This is a genomic window from Maricaulis sp. CAU 1757, from assembly GCF_054482675.1.
The window spans coordinates 193,036-209,042 of the sequence record NZ_JBTLRI010000002.1; the positions used below are offsets into that span (position 1 = coordinate 193,036).

At 65.9% G+C, this 16,007-nt stretch carries 16 protein-coding genes; 11 read left to right on the forward strand and 5 right to left on the reverse strand.

Annotated features, from left to right (window positions below; translation table 11 throughout):
• Window positions 1-109: 109 nt before the first annotated feature.
• Genes ACXYMR_RS07235 through ACXYMR_RS07250 form a run of 4 tightly spaced genes read left to right on the forward strand, consistent with a single transcriptional unit; the run spans window position 110 to window position 2,884 of the window.
• A complete protein-coding gene (locus tag ACXYMR_RS07235; protein ID WP_458942138.1) occupies window positions 110-1,594 on the forward strand; it encodes a leucyl aminopeptidase in 1,485 nt (494 codons plus the stop codon).
• 49 nt (window positions 1,595-1,643) lie between these two features.
• On the forward strand, window positions 1,644-2,111 hold the full coding sequence (locus tag ACXYMR_RS07240; protein ID WP_458942140.1) for a DNA polymerase III subunit chi: 468 nt from the start codon (window positions 1,644-1,646) through the stop codon (window positions 2,109-2,111).
• Complete coding sequence (locus tag ACXYMR_RS07245; protein ID WP_458942141.1) at window positions 2,108-2,434, forward strand: hypothetical protein; 327 nt, start codon at window positions 2,108-2,110, stop codon at window positions 2,432-2,434. The genes ACXYMR_RS07240 and ACXYMR_RS07245 overlap by 4 nt, the downstream gene beginning before the upstream one ends.
• Before the next feature lie 39 nt (window positions 2,435-2,473).
• Window positions 2,474-2,884: an I78 family peptidase inhibitor gene (locus tag ACXYMR_RS07250; RefSeq protein WP_458942143.1), complete on the forward strand. Its 411-nt coding sequence runs from the start codon at window positions 2,474-2,476 to the stop codon at window positions 2,882-2,884.
• An 11-nt stretch (window positions 2,885-2,895) separates the two neighbouring features.
• Here the strand turns inward: ACXYMR_RS07250 and ACXYMR_RS07255 are convergent, their stop codons facing one another.
• On the reverse strand, window positions 2,896-3,234 hold the full coding sequence (locus tag ACXYMR_RS07255; protein WP_458942145.1) for a hypothetical protein: 339 nt from the start codon (window positions 3,232-3,234) through the stop codon (window positions 2,896-2,898).
• Between the two features lie 224 nt (window positions 3,235-3,458).
• The gene (locus tag ACXYMR_RS07260; RefSeq protein ID WP_458942146.1) at window positions 3,459-5,339 is read right to left on the reverse strand and encodes an ABC-F family ATP-binding cassette domain-containing protein; all 1,881 of its coding nucleotides are present in this window, start codon (window positions 5,337-5,339) and stop codon (window positions 3,459-3,461) included.
• A 112-nt stretch (window positions 5,340-5,451) separates the two neighbouring features.
• On the opposite strand from ACXYMR_RS07260, the gene ndk reads away from it, so the two are divergent.
• The 3 genes from ndk to ACXYMR_RS07275 all read left to right on the forward strand — a co-directional run bounded on the left by ndk (window position 5,452) and on the right by ACXYMR_RS07275 (window position 7,697).
• The gene (gene ndk / locus ACXYMR_RS07265; RefSeq protein WP_458942148.1) at window positions 5,452-5,874 is read left to right on the forward strand and encodes a nucleoside-diphosphate kinase; all 423 of its coding nucleotides are present in this window, start codon (window positions 5,452-5,454) and stop codon (window positions 5,872-5,874) included.
• 159 nt (window positions 5,875-6,033) lie between these two features.
• Window positions 6,034-7,050, forward strand: coding sequence for an adenosine deaminase (locus tag ACXYMR_RS07270; RefSeq protein ID WP_458942149.1), 1,017 nt, complete (start codon window positions 6,034-6,036; stop codon window positions 7,048-7,050).
• A 26-nt stretch (window positions 7,051-7,076) separates the two neighbouring features.
• Window positions 7,077-7,697: a LysE family translocator gene (locus ACXYMR_RS07275; protein WP_458942150.1), complete on the forward strand. Its 621-nt coding sequence runs from the start codon at window positions 7,077-7,079 to the stop codon at window positions 7,695-7,697.
• A 319-nt stretch (window positions 7,698-8,016) separates the two neighbouring features.
• Here ACXYMR_RS07275 and arfB read toward each other — a convergent pair whose 3' ends face one another.
• Genes arfB through purM form a run of 3 tightly spaced genes read right to left on the reverse strand, consistent with a single transcriptional unit; the run spans window position 8,017 to window position 10,162 of the window.
• Window positions 8,017-8,433: an alternative ribosome rescue aminoacyl-tRNA hydrolase ArfB gene (gene arfB, locus ACXYMR_RS07280; protein WP_458942152.1), complete on the reverse strand. Its 417-nt coding sequence runs from the start codon at window positions 8,431-8,433 to the stop codon at window positions 8,017-8,019.
• Between the two features lie 17 nt (window positions 8,434-8,450).
• Window positions 8,451-9,101, reverse strand: a complete 651-nt coding sequence (gene purN / locus ACXYMR_RS07285) for a phosphoribosylglycinamide formyltransferase (RefSeq protein ID WP_458942153.1) — start codon at window positions 9,099-9,101, stop codon at window positions 8,451-8,453.
• A 17-nt stretch (window positions 9,102-9,118) separates the two neighbouring features.
• Complete coding sequence (gene purM / locus ACXYMR_RS07290; protein ID WP_458942154.1) at window positions 9,119-10,162, reverse strand: phosphoribosylformylglycinamidine cyclo-ligase; 1,044 nt, start codon at window positions 10,160-10,162, stop codon at window positions 9,119-9,121.
• 132 nt (window positions 10,163-10,294) lie between these two features.
• Between purM and ACXYMR_RS07295 the strand changes: the two genes are divergently transcribed.
• The 4 genes from ACXYMR_RS07295 to ACXYMR_RS07310 are packed head-to-tail and all read left to right on the forward strand — an operon-like array spanning window position 10,295 to window position 15,788.
• A complete protein-coding gene (locus ACXYMR_RS07295) occupies window positions 10,295-11,356 on the forward strand; it encodes a DUF2066 domain-containing protein (RefSeq protein ID WP_458942156.1) in 1,062 nt (353 codons plus the stop codon).
• A 13-nt stretch (window positions 11,357-11,369) separates the two neighbouring features.
• On the forward strand, window positions 11,370-12,080 hold the full coding sequence (locus ACXYMR_RS07300) for a P-loop NTPase family protein (RefSeq protein ID WP_458942157.1): 711 nt from the start codon (window positions 11,370-11,372) through the stop codon (window positions 12,078-12,080).
• Window positions 12,077-14,248 (forward strand): RNA degradosome polyphosphate kinase, encoded by a 2,172-nt coding sequence (locus ACXYMR_RS07305; protein WP_458942159.1) that lies wholly within the window; start codon window positions 12,077-12,079, stop codon window positions 14,246-14,248. The genes ACXYMR_RS07300 and ACXYMR_RS07305 overlap by 4 nt, the downstream gene beginning before the upstream one ends.
• Window positions 14,241-15,788, forward strand: coding sequence for a Ppx/GppA phosphatase family protein (locus ACXYMR_RS07310; RefSeq protein WP_458942160.1), 1,548 nt, complete (start codon window positions 14,241-14,243; stop codon window positions 15,786-15,788). The genes ACXYMR_RS07305 and ACXYMR_RS07310 overlap by 8 nt, the downstream gene beginning before the upstream one ends.
• The last annotated feature ends 219 nt before the right edge of the window (window positions 15,789-16,007 follow it).

The following is a 16,007-nucleotide window of genomic DNA, read 5'->3' on the forward strand; positions in this document are numbered from 1 at the left end:
CTGCGCGATCCGCCTTCTATCTCACTGCGTGATCGGATACCACTTCCCCGACATATCTTTTCGGCCCGGCGTTCAGTTCGGGCTGGCCTCCAGACCAGAAGGGATCGCCATGAAAATCCAATTTGCTGCCTCCGGAACCGGAACCGGCGCCATCGCCGTCCCCGTGTTTGCCGACACCCAGCTGTCGAGCGCGGCTTCCGAACTGGACCAGGCGGGGTCAGGTGCCCTGATGCGCGCCATCAAGGCCTCGCGCTTCACCGGCAAGTCGGGGCAGACGCTTGAAGTCATGGCACCGGCCGGCTCGGATGCCAGCCGTGTCGTGCTGTTCGGCCTCGGCGAGAAGGGCAAGCTCAATTCCGGTGGACTTGAAAAGGCCGGTGCCGCCGTGGTCGCCAAACTCCTGCTCGGCGGCGAGACCGAGGTGACCATTCGCGCCGACGGCGAGACGGACGCGGACGGGGCGGCCCAGATGGGCCTCGGCGCCCGCATGGCGGCCTACCGCTTCGACGAGTTTCGTACCAAGCTGAAGGACGACCAGAAACCCTCCCTGACCACCGTCACCTTCGTCGTCGACGATGTCAGCGCGGCAGAGGCGGCCTGGCAGAGCTGGGGCGCCGTGGCCGACGGGGTCGACCTGGCGCGCGACGTCACCAATCTGCCGCCCAACGTGCTCAACCCGGAAACCTACGCCAAGAAGATCGAGGGCCTGGCCGAGCACGGCCTGGAGATCGAGATCCTCGACGAGGCCAAGATGAGCGAGCTCGGCATGAACGCGCTGCTCGGTGTCGGCCAGGCGTCTGAGTTCGAGAGCCATATCGCCATCATGAAATGGAATGGCGGCAAGGAAGGCGAGCAGCCGCTGGTCTTCGTCGGCAAGGGCCTGACTTTCGACAGCGGTGGCATCTCGCTCAAGCCGGGCGCCGGCATGGACGAGATGAAGGGCGACATGGGTGGTTCGGCCGCCGTGGTCGGCCTGATGCGCGCCCTGGCCGGCCGCAAGGCCAAGGTTAATGCGATCGGCATTGTCGGCCTGGTGGAGAACATGCCGGACGGCAACGCCCAGCGCCCGGGTGACATCGTCCAGTCGATGTCCGGACAAACCATCGAGATCCTCAACACCGACGCGGAAGGCCGTCTCGTGCTGGCCGACGTGCTGTGGTACTCGCAGCAGCGTTTCGATCCCAAGCTGATGATCGACCTGGCCACGCTCACCGGCGCCATGCTGATCGCGCTTGGTAATACGCGCGCCGGCATCTTCACCAATTCCGATGATATCGCGGCCCAGTTGTCCAAGGCCGGCGATGCGGCGGACGAGCCGGTGTGGCGCATGCCGCTGGGACCGGACTACGAGAAACACATCGAGACCAAGAATGCCGACATGCGCAATGTCGGCGAGGGTCGTCTCGCCGGATCGATCTCGGCGGCCGAATTCCTCAAGCGTTTCGTCAACGACAAGCCGTGGTGCCACATCGACATCGCCGGCACGGCGATGGGCGGCATGAGCGGCAAGGACGACCCGCGCCAGCCGAGCTGGGGCACCGGCTGGGGCGTGCGCATTCTCGACCGCTTTGTGCGCGAGAACTACGAGTCCTGATTTTCGACAGGGAGAGGGCGGTGCCGGCCGGCACCGCCCCTGACGCACCATGACCGAGACGCCTGCCGCCTGCGAGGTCTGGTTCTATCACCTCGAACATTCGCCGGTGGAGGAGGTTCTTCCGGACCTGCTGGAAAAGACCCTGGCGCGCGGCTGGCGGGCCCTCGTCGTATCACCGGACGCGCGCCGCATCGAACGCCTCGACGATCAGTTGTGGACCGCGCGGCCCAGCAGTTTCCTGCCGCACGGAAAGGCTGACGAAGACCGGGCGGACACCCAGCCGGTTTTGCTCGCGACGCGGCAAGACAATCTTAACCAATCTCAGATCCTGGTGCTGCTAGACGGTGCCGAACCGGAACCATTCGACGGCTTCACGCGTATTCTTGTCATGTTTGATGGACGTGACGAGATTGCCGTCGCAGAAGCGCGCACCCTGTGGAAGCGCGCCGTGTCAAAGGGCCATGACGTGTCCTATTGGCGGCAATCCCCCGAAGGACGGTGGGAGAAGAAAGCGTGAAACTGATCATTCCGGCGATTGCCATTTCGATCTTTACCGCGGGCCATGCCCTGTCCGGTGTTTCCGGCGCCGCGACGACCGCCAGCTCCGCCTCCGGCAGCCAGGATTTCGGAATGCTGGCCAGCGACGCACCGAGCGATTGCGGTGCCGAACACATGACCTATCTGCGCGGCCAGCAGGTCGACGAGGTCGACGTCTCCAGCCTGTCCCAGCATGTGCGCGTGGCCTATCCCGACACGCCCATTCCGAGCCAGCCGCGCAGCGACCGGTTGAGCCTTGACGTCAGTGATGCCGGCGTCATTCTGGCGACCTCCTGCCGCTAGGCCTTGCCACCGGCAGACCGGTTTTCAAGCGAGCCAACCATGTCGATGTTCCAGAGAAGCGTAATCCTGTGCGCCGCCGGCCTGATGCTGGCGGCGTGTTCGCATGCTGATTCCGTTCATCAGCTGCCAGCCGGGCAGGCCGAGCATGCCCCGGCGCGTCCCGTGGAAACGGTGCCGTCAGCGGCGGCCATGCCGGGCGATCTCGAGCCGATAACCGAAGCGCAGGACGTCGGCGCGGCGCCCGTACAGCCCCCGGTGACCGGAAACTGCGGCATGGAAGACCTGCAGCATTTCGTCGGGCAGCCCCGCGTTCAGGTGCCGGCGACGGCCTTCCCGGGCCTGTACCGCGTGCTCGGGCCGGATAGCGTCACGACCATGGAATACCTGCCGCACCGGGTGACCATCCGTGTCGATGACCGGGACGTGGTGGAAAGCATTGCCTGCGGCTGAGCCGCCGCTCGTCATGAATGGAAAAGCCGCTGCACCAGGGCCGGGCGGCCGCTGGCGATATTGCCGCGGATGAGAGCCAGTTCCGTGCTGGCGCTACGGGCCAGCTCGAGGGCGTCGAGGGGGCCGGGGACCGGTGTGTCGGGCCCGTCCGGCATCAGTCTCTCGGCCAGTGGCGCGGTGAAATGGTCCAGCCAGTCGAGCTCTGGCATGACCGTCGGGTCGGCCTCGGTGTCCGCTTCGGCGTGGCGCCGCTTCTCGGTTCCGTGATCGGATTGGTGCTGCTTGTCCGGGTGAGCGTCGGGCTTGCGCCAGCGGTCCGGGAAAGCCGGGCGGGGTGGGTCAACACGCATGGCAGTCCCTCCGGCTCGTCGCCGGGCCATGGACGCTGAGGGCGGAGCGGCTGGCCGCCGTCCTTGCGTCAGTGCCGCGTCGTGCCGCGGCGGCGCGTGCTGCGCTTGCGGATCGCATGACCTCACACCCTTTCTGGTTGTGAGGTCATAGGATATAACTCAAAATGAAAAAAATCCATTAACGCCTGATAAAGGCTTTGCCGTCCGAGCCTTGCACTGAACGCTCAGTCTGACATCGCGGCTTCGACGGCTTCCTCGGCCTCCAGCCACTTCGTCTCAGCCGTGTCCAGCAGCTCCACGGCCCTGGCCCGCTTGATCTGCAGTTCGGTAGCCGCCTTGGGGTCCTTTTCGTAGAGGCCCGGGGCTGCGAGGCCCTTGTCGATGACCTCGATGACACCGCGCAGGCGGTCGGCTTCCTTCTCCCACTTGGCGGAGGCGGCGCGCAGCGGCTTGAGCTGTTCGCGGGCATTGGCGGCTTCGCGGCGGCGCTGGCTCTTCTCGTCCATGGCCACGGACTTCTTCGCCTTGCCGTCGCGCGGGGCGCGGCCGAGCAGGCTCTGGCGATAGGTCTCGATATCGTCGTCATAGGGCGTCACCGTGCCGTCGGCGACGACCCACAGCCGGTCGACACAGGTCTCGATCAGATGGCGGTCGTGCGAGATCAGCACGACGGCGCCCTCATAGGTGTTGATGGCCGAGATCAGGGCGGCGCGGCTGTCCATGTCGAGGTGGTTGGTCGGCTCGTCGAGGATCAAGAGGTGCGGGCCCTCGAAGGTGATGAGGTTGAACAGGAGGCGGGCCTTCTCGCCGCCGGAGAGATTCTTGGCCGGGGTCTCCTGGCGGTCGCCGGGCAGGCCGAAGCGGGCCAGGCGCGAGCGGCGCTGGGCCTCGGTGGCGTCCGGCATCAGTTCGATGACGTGCTGGTAGGCGGAGACTTCCGGCGACAGGTGTTCGATCTGGTGCTGGGCGAAGAAGGCGATCTGCAGCTTCTTGTGCTTGCGAAGATGGCCGGCCTGCGGCGCCAGCGCGTCATTGAGCAGCTTGGCCAGGGTCGACTTGCCGGCACCATTGCGGCCGAGAATGCCGATGCGGTCGTCCGGATCGATATTGAGATTGACGCCGGACAGGATCGGCTTGCCGGGCTCGTAGCCGGCCACTAGGTCGACCATGCGGATGATCGGCGGGGCCATGCGGCGCTGCGGGTTGGGGAAGTCGAAGGGGGCGACCGGGTCGGCGACCATGGTGGCGACGGGCTGCATCTTCTCCAGACGCTTGACCCGCGACTGGGCCTGCTTGGCCTTCGACGCCTTGGCCTTGAAGCGGTCGACGAAGCTCTGCAGGTGGCGCCGTTCGGCCTCCTGCTTCTCGACCATCTTCATCTGCAGGCGCTGACGCTCCGCGAGAGCGGATTCGAAGTCATCATAGCCGCCCTCGAAGACGGTGACCTTGCCGTCCTTGAGGTGGGCGATTTTCTGCATCGCGCCGTTCAGCAGGTCGCGGTCGTGCGAGATCACCAGGGCGGCGCCGGGGAAGGTCTTGAGGTAGCTCTGCAGCCACATCACGCCTTCCAGGTCGAGATAGTTGGTCGGCTCGTCCAGAAGCAGCAGGTCGGGGCGGGCAAACAGCGTTGCGGCAAGGGCGACGCGCATGCGCCAGCCGCCGGAGAATTCCCGGCACGGGCGGCGCTGGTCCTCGCCGGAAAATCCCAGACCGGCCAGGATGGTGCCGGCGCGTGCCTCGGCGGTGTGGCTCTCGATATCGGCCAGCCGGGTCTGGATCTCGGCGATGCGGTGCGGGTCGGTGGCGGTCTCGGCTTCGTCCAGCAGTGCGGCGCGCTCGGTGTCGGCGGCCAGCACGACGTCCATCAGGCTGTCATCGCCACCGGGCGCTTCCTGGGCCACCCAGCCCATTCGGGCGCCCTTCTGCAGATTGACCTCGCCACTTTCCGGCGCCACCTCGCCGCGGATCAGGCGGAACAGGGTCGACTTGCCGGTGCCGTTGCGCCCGACCAGGCCCATGCGGGTCCTGGCCGGAAGCATGAAGGTTGCCTGGTCGAAGAGCTGTCGGCCCTCGATGCGGTAGGTGAGGTCGTTGACGTGAAGCATGGGAAGGCGGTTAGCGTGGCTTGTGGGCCGGCGCAAGCGCCGCTATAAGCCCGCGCAAATCCTTCCTGTCCGGTCCCAGGCCGGGCCCTTCCCAAACCAAGGACTTTCCATCATGGCGCTGCAACGCACCTTTTCCATCATCAAGCCCGACGCCACCGCCCGCAACCTGACCGGCGCCATCAATGCCAAGATCGAGGAAGCCGGTCTGCGCATCATCGCCCAGAAGCGCATCCGCCTGAGCCGCGAGCAGGCCGAGGGCTTCTACGCCGTGCACAAGGAGCGTCCCTTCTTCAACGACCTCGTCGGCTTCATGATCTCCGGCCCGGTTGTCGTGCAGGTCCTGGAAGGCGAGAACGCCATTGCCAAGTACCGCGACGTGATGGGCGCGACCAATCCGGAAGATGCCGCTGACGGCACCATCCGCAAGGAGTTCGCCGAGTCGATCGAAGCCAATTCGGTGCACGGTTCGGACGCTCCGGAAACCGCCGCGCAAGAGATCCCGTTCTTCTTCTCCGATGACGAGATCGTCGGCTAACCCACGTGCTTTCCGCACGGATCAGGGCCCGGCCATTGCGCCGGGCCTTTTTCTTTGGGTCTGTCCCGCCCGCTGCGCGCCGCCGCTTGCCGCCACGGCTTGCCGGTTGCACTCTGCGCCATCTCACATGACCGCCGCCAGACTTGCCGGAGCTTGCCCATGACTGCCGCCATCAAGGACCTCGTCCAGCGCCTGCCCAAGGCCGAGCTTCACCTCCACATCGAGGGCACGCTGGAGCCCGAACTGATGTTCGAGCTGGCCAAGCGCAACGGGTTGACGATCCCGTTCAACTCGGTGGAGGAAATCCGCGCGGCCTATGATTTCTCCAATCTGCAGGACTTTCTCGACGTCTATTACGTCGGCATGAAAGTGCTGGTGACCGAGCAGGACTTCTTCGACCTGACCTGGGCCTATCTCGAACGTGCCAAGGCCGACAATGTCCGGCACGTGGAGATTTTCTTCGACCCGCAGGGTCACACCGATCGCGGCATCGCCTTCGAGACCGTGGTCAATGGCATCCACTCCGCGCTCAAGCAGGCGGAGAGCGAGCTGGGGATCACTTCGCAGCTGATCCTGTGCTTCCTGCGCCATCTCAGCGAGGAGGCGGCGATTGCCACTTTCCGCGAGGCCATTCCGTTTCTCGACTGCATTGACGGGGTCGGGCTGGACAGCTCGGAAATGGGCCATCCGCCGTCCAAGTTCGAACGCGTGTTCTCGATGGCCGCGGACAAGGGGCTCAAGCGGGTCGCCCATGCCGGAGAGGAGGGGCCGCCGGAATACGTCATCGAGGCCCTCGACCGGCTCGATATCGACCGGCTCGACCACGGCAACCGCGCGCTCGAGGATGTCGAACTGACGCGGCGCCTGGTCGACGAACAGATGACGCTGACCGTGTGTCCGCTGTCCAATCTGCGCCTGTGCGGTGTGCCGTCACTGGAGGCCCATCCGCTCAAGCGCATGCTGGCCCTGGGCCTGCGCGCCACCATCAATTCGGATGACCCGGCCTATTTCGGCGGCTATGTGAACGACAATTACGTGCGCATTGCCGAGGCCCTGGATTTGAGCGAGGTCGACATGGTCACGCTGGCGCGCAATTCCTTCAAGGGCGCTTTCCTGCCGAGCCATGCGATCAAGCGTCACCTGCGCGAGATCGACCACGTCGCCTACAGCCTGTAAGGCCTGTTCCCGGTCCGGAGTACGCCATGGACATGGCCCTGTATGCCAGCCTGGTGGGCTTCGTGCTCGCCATGTCGATCACGCCCGGCCCGAACAATCTGATGATGATGACGTCGAGCGCGCTGTTCGGCATGCGTGCGACGCTGCCGCACTGGCTGGGCATCAATATCGGTTTCAACATCATGCTGGTGGCGGCGGTGTTCGGGCTCGGCGAGCTGGTGGAGCGGTATCCGCTTTCCCTGCTGGTGGTGAAACTCGGCGGCGCGGTCTGGCTGGGCTGGATGGCGTGGCTGTTCGCCAAGGCGGCGCTCAACCCGCTGCCCGTCGAGGCGCGCAAGGCGGGCAGGACGCGGACGCGTCCGTTTCGCATCCACGAGGCGGCGTTGTTCCAATGGGTCAATCCCAAGGCCCTGATGATGACGGTCTCCGCCGCCGGCGCCTATGTCGCGTTGGCCGAAAGCACGGGCGAGCGGGCCCTGATCATGGTGGCAACCTTTGCGGTGTTCGGGGCGCCTTGTGGCTTGGCGTGGATTCTCGCCGGCGGCACGCTGAAGCGTGTCATGGGCGATCCGCGCTGGGCACGGATGCTCAATGGCGCGATTGCTGCCATCATCGCGGTGACGGCGGTGCTGGTGCTGCTGGGGTAGATCGCAGCGCCTGACGCGGCTGGCTTGGGCGGCCACCCACTTTTGCAAAGTCAGGACTTGAGGCCTCGCCATAAGGGCGGGGGAAACGGAGCTTTATTGGAAGCAGGGTCGGCGCGACCGCGCACGATAACCCATTGATCTCTTGCCGGGAGTTCGCCTCAGGGTCTCAGCGCTGTCAAGGCGCATGCCCGCGGAGCGGCGCTGGAGGCGGCCTTGACAGCGCTGAGACCCTGAGGCCGGCTGGCTGGCATGAGATGAATGGTCCGGTCTGCGCCGGGCGCGAATCTCAAGGAATCTGGATGGCCTGGCGGCAATGACGCTAATCCGTCGGTGGCTTGCGGCGCAGGGATTTGGTTTCGCTCTTGCGGGCCTTGGCCTGTTTCTGCCGCTTGATCGAGCTGAGCGAGGGCCGCGACTTGCGGCGCGGTTTGGGCGGGGTGAGGGCCTGTTCGATGAGGGCGCGCAGGCGAGCGCGGGCGGCGCTGCGGTTGCGGTCCTGGGAGCGCTCATTGTCGGCCCGGATGACCAGCACGCCCTCCTTGGTCATGCGCGAGCCGGCGAGGCTGACCAGACGTCGCTTGACGGACGGGCTCAGGGCCTGTGAAGCCGCGACGTCGAAACGCAGCTGCACGGCACTGTCGGTGGTGTTGACGTGCTGGCCGCCCGGGCCGGAGGCGCGGATGAATTTTTCCTCGATTTCCGCCTCGTCGAGGACCAGCGTGTCGGTGATGCGCATGGTCCGGCGACCCTCGATCAGTCGTGCGGGTTCATCAGCAGTTCGGCGCCGAATTCGCGGGCCTGGAGGCGGACCCTTTCGCCGGCGACGCGGGCCTTGCCGGTGCAGGCGAGGGCGACGCATTGGGGGTAGAGCAGGTGTTCCGCGTCGAGCACGCGTGAGGCCAGCGCGTCCGGCGTATCGCCGGGCAGGACCGGTACGGCGGCCTGGCCGATGATCGGGCCGTCATCCATTTCCGGGCGCACGTAATGCACCGTGCAGCCATGGATGCGTACCCCGGCCTCGAGGGCCCGCTCGTGCGTGTGCAGACCCTTGAAGGCGGGCAGCAGCGACGGGTGGATATTGATCAGCAGGTCGCGCCAGCGCTCGGTGAACCAGGGCGTCAGGATGCGCATGAAGCCGGCCAGGCAGACGATGCGCGCCTCGTACATGCGGATGGTCTGGTCGAGGGCCTCCTCGAAGGCTTCACGATCTTCAAATTCACGATGATCTACGACTTCGGTCTCGATTCCGGCGTCACGGGCCACCTGCAGGCCCGGCGCGTCCGGCGTGTTGGAGACCACGACCACGATTTCGGCCGGGTAGGTGTCGGATTCGGCGGCCCGGATCAGGGCCTGCATGTTCGAACCGCGCCCGGAAATGAGCACGGCGATCTTGGTTCTCGCCATTCGTCTGGTCCTCGCGGTCAGGCGGACTGGAGTTCGCCAATGATCATGGCGGTCTCACCGCTCATGGCAAGCGCGTCAACTGCCGCGTCCACCTTGTCGGCGGGAACCGCCAGCAGCATGCCGATGCCGCAATTGAAGGTGCGGTGCAATTCGTGGTCGTCGATATTGCCCGCCTGCTGGAGCCAGCGGAAGACCGGCGGCAGGTCCCAGGCGGAATAGTCGATCACCGGCTTGAGATGGTCCGGCGTCATGCGCGGCGGATTCTCCACCAGGCCACCGCCGGTAATGTGGGCCAGGCCGGTGACCAGGCCGGAGCGGATCAGGGGCAGGCAGGCCTGCACGTAAAGCCGGGTCGGGGCGAGGAAGGCTTCGCCGAGGCTCTGGCCGGGGGCGAAGGGCGCCTCGTCCTGCCAGTCCAGGCCCGCATGGTCGACAACCTTGCGGACCAGGGAAAATCCGTTCGAGTGGACGCCGGACGAGGCCAGGCCGACGAGCACGTCGCCAGCCTGCATGTGGTCATGGTCGGGCAGGAGGCGGCCGCGTTCCGCGGCGCCGACGACAAAGCCAGCGAGGTCGAAATCATCGCCCTCATACATGCCGGGCATTTCTGCTGTCTCGCCGCCGATGAGGGCGCAGCCGCTGTCCTTGCAGCCGGCCGCGATGCCCGAGACGATGGCTTCGCCGCGCGCCGGGTCGAGTTTGGAACAGGCCAGATAGTCGAGGAAGAACAGGGGCTCGGCGCCCTGGGCAAGGACGTCATTGACGCACATGGCCACCAGGTCGATGCCGACCGTGTCGACCTTGCCGGTGGCGATGGCCAGCTTGAGCTTGGTGCCGACGCCGTCCGTTCCGGAGATCAGGATCGGGTCCTCATAACCCGCCGCCTTGAGATCGAAGGCACCGCCGAAACCACCCAGATCGGCCGCAGCCCCGGCCCGGCGGGTCATCGCTGCCAGCGGCTTGATACGGTCAACAAGGGCATCCCCGGCATCGATGTCGACGCCGCTGTCGGCATAGGTGAGACCCTTGCCCGGGGTCGTCTTGTCGTGGTCCGTGGCCATGCCGATTCTCCAGCCTGTCAGAAGCGCGGCGGAGTACAGTCGAAACAGGCTTCCGACGCAAGTCGCGGGCTTCACGCGGGGCAGTGGGCTTGTATAGTGCGGCCTGAAGTCCGTTTTTGTGGAGTCGCTGCCGTGCGCTTTCTCGTCGCCGCCCTTTCTCTCGTCATCTTTAGCACCGGATCGAGCCGGGCGGATGACGTGTTTACCGTCATCGGCGTGCCGATCGACGCCACAGCCTCCAACGCCCTGGAAGCCCAGACCGCGGCCATGCAGGAAGGCCAGTATGCGGCAGCCCGGCGCATCATCGAGCGGCTCAGCCTGCCGGAAGACCGTGTCGGCACGGCGCTGGACACCTCGCTGCCGCTGCAGGGCGCCGACATTGCCGGCTTGATTGCCGGCTTCGAGATCACCAATGAGCAGCGCAGCGCGACGCGCTACCTGGCCCGGCTGAACGTCAATTTCGACCCTGCCGCCGTGCGCCGGATCTTCCGCAATAACGGCATTCCCTTCGTCGAGGCCCAGGCCCGGCCACGACTGGTCTTGCCGATCTACGGGGCCAATGACGGTCTGGTATTGTGGGAAGACAGCCCGTGGCGCGAGGCCTGGGCGCAGAGTAATTTCCGCTACAATCTCACGCCGATGGTGCTGGCCGATGCCGAGCGCGGCGGAGCGCCGCTGATCTCGGTGCGCCAGGCGCTCGACCTCGATGAAGTCGCACTGCGCGATCTCGCCTCGATGTATGGCGTGTCGCGCCTGGCCATTCTGCGTGCGGCGGAAAGCGAGGACGCGCGCCGGGTTGGCGGCTATCTGGTCGATATCGATGCCGAGGGCAGCCTGGCTGTCAGTACCTGGGGCCCGGTCAGTGTGGCCAGTTGGGAAGAGGCCGCGCGGATGTTCGTGGGAGACCAGGAACTGGCGTGGAAGCAGGACACTATCGTGCGCGATCTGAGCGAGCGCGAGTTGCGCCTGACCGTGTTCTATTCCAGCCTCGCAGACTGGCGCGGCCTGCAATCGGTCATTGCCGGCACTTCCCTGATCGCCGATGCCCAGCTCGATGCCCTGTCGCGCGACGGGGCGCTGATGACGATCCGGCATCGCGGCGACCGGGCCCAGCTGGCCGCCGAACTGGCCGAACGCGGCGCGGCCCTGGAAGAACAGCCGGGCCTCGGTTGGGTGGTGACCGCGACCCGCTAGACGGGAGCGCAAGGTGACGGACAAGACCCGCATGACAGCTCAACTGGCACTGCACTGGCCGGCGCGCGAGGACTTCAGCGCCGACAGCCTGATCGAAGGCCCGTCCAATTCCGCGGCGCTGGCGGCGCTGTCGCGTTGGCAAAGCTGGCCCAAGCACGTGCTGGCCCTGACCGGGCCGGAGGGCGCCGGCAAGTCGCACATCGCCGCCATCTGGGCCCGTGATACGGCCGCCGCGACACTGCGTGCAAGCACGCTGGCGGATCGCCTGACGAGCCTGCCGCAGGGGCATTGCCTGGTCGTCGAGGATGTCGACCGGGGCTGCGATGATGATGCCCTGTTCCATGTCCTCAACCGGGCCGCCAAGGGCGAGATTCCCGGCCTGTTGCTGACCGCGCGCAGCACCCCGGTGCTGTGGCCGGCCAGATTGCCGGACCTTGTGTCGCGCCTGCGTGCGCTGCCCCACACGCCGATCGCCGAGCCCGATGACGAGGTGCTGACGCAGCTGATCGAGAAGCAGCTCAGGGATCGGGGCGCGCCGATCCGGCCGGGCGTGATAGAGTATCTGCTGCCACGTATGGAGCGCTCGGTGAGCGCGGTGCGCGTCCTGGTCGACCGGCTCGACAAGCTGGCCCTGGTCAAAAAGACGCCGATCACCCGCGCCGTGGCGCGTGAAGTCCTCAGTGAATGGGGCGAGGGCCGGGAGGCCGAGGGAGACATCGCATGAACGCACCGGTCCGCAGCTTCCCCGATCCCGAAGCGCTCAAGGACTCGCCGCGGCGCTTCCTGAACCGGGAATTGTCCTGGGTGCGGTTCAACATGCGGGTGCTACAGGAGGCGGAAAACCCTGGCCATCCGGTTTTCGAGCGACTGCGTTTCCTGTCCATTTCGGCGAGCAATCTGGACGAGTTCTACATGGTCCGGGTGGCCGGCCTGAGAGCCCAGATGCAATCGGGCGTGACCAAGGCCTCGATGGACGGTCTGAGCCCGGCCGAGCAGCTGGAACAGATCCACGCCCTGGCCGGCGAGTTGATGATCAAGCAGCAGACCCTGTGGCGCAAGCTGCGCGCCGAGATCGCCAAGGCCGGGGTCAAGGTGCTTGACGCCAAGCAGGTCTCCAAGGCCGACGAGGCCTGGCTGCGCGGGGATTTCCTGAAGCACACCCTGCCGGTGATCACGCCGCTGGCGATCGATCCGGCGCACCCCTTCCCGTTCATTCCCAATCTCGGTTTTGCCCTTGCCCTGCAACTGCGGCGACAGGGCTCGTCGAAGATCATGAATGCGCTGATCCCGCTGCCGTCCGGGGTCAAGCGCTTCGTCGAACTGCCGACCCGTCCGCGCCATGATGGCGGCAAGCCGGATCGCCGTTTTATGGCGCTGGAAAGCGTCTTGTCGATGTTCGTCGACACGCTGTTCCCGGGCTATGACGTGATCGGCAGCGGGGCTTTCCGGGTCATCCGCGACAGCGATATCGAGGTCGAGGAAGAATCCGAAGACCTGATGCTGGAGTTCGAAAACCTGCTCAAGCAGCGGCGGCGTGGCGTCGTGGTGCGGCTGACCATGGATGCCGACATGCCGCCTGTGCTGCGCGATCTGATGGTGCACCACCTGCACGCCGGGCCACAGGACATCGTCCCGGTGAGCGGCATTCTCGGTCTCGCCCAGATCGACCAGCTGATTCCGGACGACCGGCCCGAGCACGTCTTCGAACCCTATGAACCGCGCTATCCGGAGCGTGTGCGCGAGCACGCGGGCAATGCGTTTTCGGCCATCCGCGAGAAAGACATCATCATCCACCACCCGTATGAAAGCTTTGACGTGGTGGTGGAATTCCTGCGCCAGGCAGCAGCCGATCCTGACGTCATTGCGATCAAGCAGACGCTGTACCGCACCTCAAAAGACAGCCCGATCGTGGCAGCGCTGATCGACGCGGCGGAGTCGGGCAAGAATGTCACCGCCCTGGTCGAGCTCAAGGCGCGTTTCGACGAGGAAGCCAACCTGAAATGGGCCCGCGACCTGGAGCGCGCCGGTGTCCAGGTGGTCTACGGTTTCATCGAGTACAAGACCCACGCAAAGATCTCCCTGGTGGTGCGCCGGGAGGGTTCGGATTTGCGCACCTATGCGCATTTCGGGACCGGCAATTACCACCCGATCACGGCGCGGATTTACACCGACCTGTCGCTGTTTACCGCCGACCCGGCCTTCGGGCGCGATGCCGGACGGGTGTTCAACTACGTCACTGGCTATGCCCGGCCGGAGAATCTGGAACGCCTCTCGGTCTCCCCGATCGGCATGAAGGAGACGCTGGTGTCCCACATCCGCACCGAGATCGAGAACGCCGAGGCGGGCAAGCCGGCGGCGGTCTGGGCGAAGCTCAATTCGCTGGTCCACCCGGAGATCATCGACGCCCTCTACACGGCCAGCCAGGCCGGGGTGAAGGTCGAGCTGGTGGTCCGCGGCATCTGCTGTTTGCGTCCGGGTATACCCGGCCTGTCGGAGAATATCCGGGTCAAGTCGATCGTCGGGCGCTTCCTCGAGCACTCGCGTATCGTTTGCTTTGCCAATGGCGAGAAAATGCCGTCGTCGAAAGCCCTTGTGTATATTTCCTCGGCCGACTGGATGCCGCGCAACCTGGACCGCCGGGTCGAGCATCTGTGCCCGATCCAGAACCCGACCGTGCATCGCCAGGTGCTCGACCAGATCATGGTCGCCAATCTCAACGACACCGATCAGAGCTGGTATATGGACAGCGAGGGCGATTACCGTCGGGTCGACGTGGCCAAGGTCGCCAAGCGGTTCAGTGCACACGCCTATTTCATGACCAATCCGAGCCTGTCCGGGCGCGGTCACGCGCTCAAGAACGACCAGCCGCCGGTGCTGGCGGAAAATGGCTGACCCGACCTTGTCCGAGCCCGTGCCCCCGGTCGACCTGATCTCAGACCTCAATCCGGAACCGCGCAATATCGCGGTCATCGATGTCGGCTCGAACTCGGTGCGCATGGTGCATTACCGCATCGAGGGGCGGGCCATCTGGCCGGTGTTCAACGAGAAGGTGATGGCGGGTCTGGGCAAGGGCGTGCGCGAGACGCGGCGGCTCAATCCTGAAGGCGTCGAGATCGCTCTCAGGACCATGAAGCGCTTCCAGCGACTGCTCGACGCCAAACAGGTGACCGAGCGCCGGGTGGTGGCCACGGCGGCGGTGCGCAATGCTGTCGACGGACCTGATTTCGTCGAGCGGGTGCGCCAGCACACCGGGTTGAGCATCGAGGTGTTGAGCGGTCCTGACGAGGCGGAGTACTCGGCCCTCGGCGTGGTCGCCGGTATTCCCGATGCCGACGGGGTGATGGGTGATCTGGGCGGCTCCAGCCTCGAGCTGACGCCGATCCGTTCGGGCCGCCCGGAAGCCGGCGAGACACTGGCCCTCGGGCCGCAGGAAATGCTCAATGGCGACCGCCTCGACGTCGCCGCGCTGACACCGCAGATCGATGCCCGGCTGGCCGACAGCGCGCTGGCGCGAGCCGACGAGGCAGGACGGACTTTCTACGCCGTCGGCGGGGCGTGGCGGACGCTGGCCCATCTGGCCTTCGCCCGCTTCGGATACCCGCTTCACCTGGTGCATGAATTCGAACTCGATGCCAGGAAGGTCGAGGAGCTGGTGCGGCTGGCGATCCGGCTCAGCCCGGCCTCGCTGCAGGGCACGCCGGGGATTTCCAACCGCCGGGTGGCGACGCTGCCCTATGCGGCGCTGCTGCTGCGCCAGGTCATGCAGGCCGGGGCATTTCGGCGCCTGGTGTTTTCCGCCCACGGCCTGCGTGAAGGGGTGTTGGCGCACACTTTTTCTGACGAAGTGCTGGAGCTGGACCCGCTGCTGGAGGGCGCCGAGGCATTGTCCCGGCCGGCGGCGCCGCGCCCGGATTTCGGGCGCGCCCTTGAGGCCTGGCTGCAGCCGGCCCTGTCGGGCCTGCAGCCGGTGTTCTCCGAGGAGCGGGACGCGGTGCTCGTCGCGGCGGCAGCCCGGCTCACCGACATGGGCGCCCGCCTGCATCCGGACCACCGCGCCGACCTGGCCCGCGACAGCGTTCTGTACGCGCCGTTCGCGGCGGTCTCCCACGCCGAACGGGTCTTCCTCGCCGCGGCCATCCATTATCGCTACTCCGGCAAGCGAGCGGCGCTGGAGGAGCTGGACGTTTTACACCTGATCGACGAGGACCGTCATGACCGGGCCCAGATGCTGGGCATGACGCTGCGCATGGCGGCCAAGCTGTCGGGCCGGTCGCCGCCCCTGCTGGGGCGCTTCCGACTCGAGGTGACCGAGTACGAGGTGCGGCTGGAAGTCGATGAGGGGCTGCGCGATTTGTATGTCGAGCGCTGCGTGTCACTGCTCGGCAATCTGGCCGGGATTATCGGCCGCGAGAGCGTGGTGCGCTACGTGTGACTCTGGCGCGCATGTCTGAAAACGGGGAAAACTTTCGCGACATCCCCGGGAGTTTGAGAATTTTATCTAACGATATCAAGGGTTTGTTATTTTTCTGGCGCGCAGAATCCGCCGGGGTCTGTCCGGGGATAGGATTCGGCAGGCTTACAGTGGTGGGCTAAGAGCGGCCGCTGGCGCGGCCGCCCCTCACCCTCGATCCCTCTCCCGCGAGGGGAGAGG

Bases quoted from the DNA above. Each gene is read 5' to 3' on its own strand.
- ACXYMR_RS07235 (WP_458942138.1), top strand. From the start codon at position 110: ATGAAAATCCAATTTGCTGCCTCCGGAACCGGAACCGGCGCCATCGCC.
- ACXYMR_RS07240 (WP_458942140.1), top strand. From the start codon at position 1,644: ATGACCGAGACGCCTGCCGCCTGCGAGGTCTGGTTCTATCACCTCGAA.
- ACXYMR_RS07250 (WP_458942143.1), top strand. From the start codon at position 2,474: ATGTCGATGTTCCAGAGAAGCGTAATCCTGTGCGCCGCCGGCCTGATG.
- ACXYMR_RS07255 (WP_458942145.1), bottom strand. From the start codon at position 3,234: ATGCGTGTTGACCCACCCCGCCCGGCTTTCCCGGACCGCTGGCGCAAG.
- ACXYMR_RS07260 (WP_458942146.1), bottom strand. From the start codon at position 5,339: ATGCTTCACGTCAACGACCTCACCTACCGCATCGAGGGCCGACAGCTC.
- ndk (WP_458942148.1), top strand. From the start codon at position 5,452: ATGGCGCTGCAACGCACCTTTTCCATCATCAAGCCCGACGCCACCGCC.
- ACXYMR_RS07270 (WP_458942149.1), top strand. From the start codon at position 6,034: ATGACTGCCGCCATCAAGGACCTCGTCCAGCGCCTGCCCAAGGCCGAG.
- ACXYMR_RS07275 (WP_458942150.1), top strand. From the start codon at position 7,077: ATGGACATGGCCCTGTATGCCAGCCTGGTGGGCTTCGTGCTCGCCATG.
- arfB (WP_458942152.1), bottom strand. From the start codon at position 8,433: ATGCGCATCACCGACACGCTGGTCCTCGACGAGGCGGAAATCGAGGAA.
- purN (WP_458942153.1), bottom strand. From the start codon at position 9,101: ATGGCGAGAACCAAGATCGCCGTGCTCATTTCCGGGCGCGGTTCGAAC.
- purM (WP_458942154.1), bottom strand. From the start codon at position 10,162: ATGGCCACGGACCACGACAAGACGACCCCGGGCAAGGGTCTCACCTAT.
- ACXYMR_RS07305 (WP_458942159.1), top strand. From the start codon at position 12,077: ATGAACGCACCGGTCCGCAGCTTCCCCGATCCCGAAGCGCTCAAGGAC.
- ACXYMR_RS07310 (WP_458942160.1), top strand. From the start codon at position 14,241: ATGGCTGACCCGACCTTGTCCGAGCCCGTGCCCCCGGTCGACCTGATC.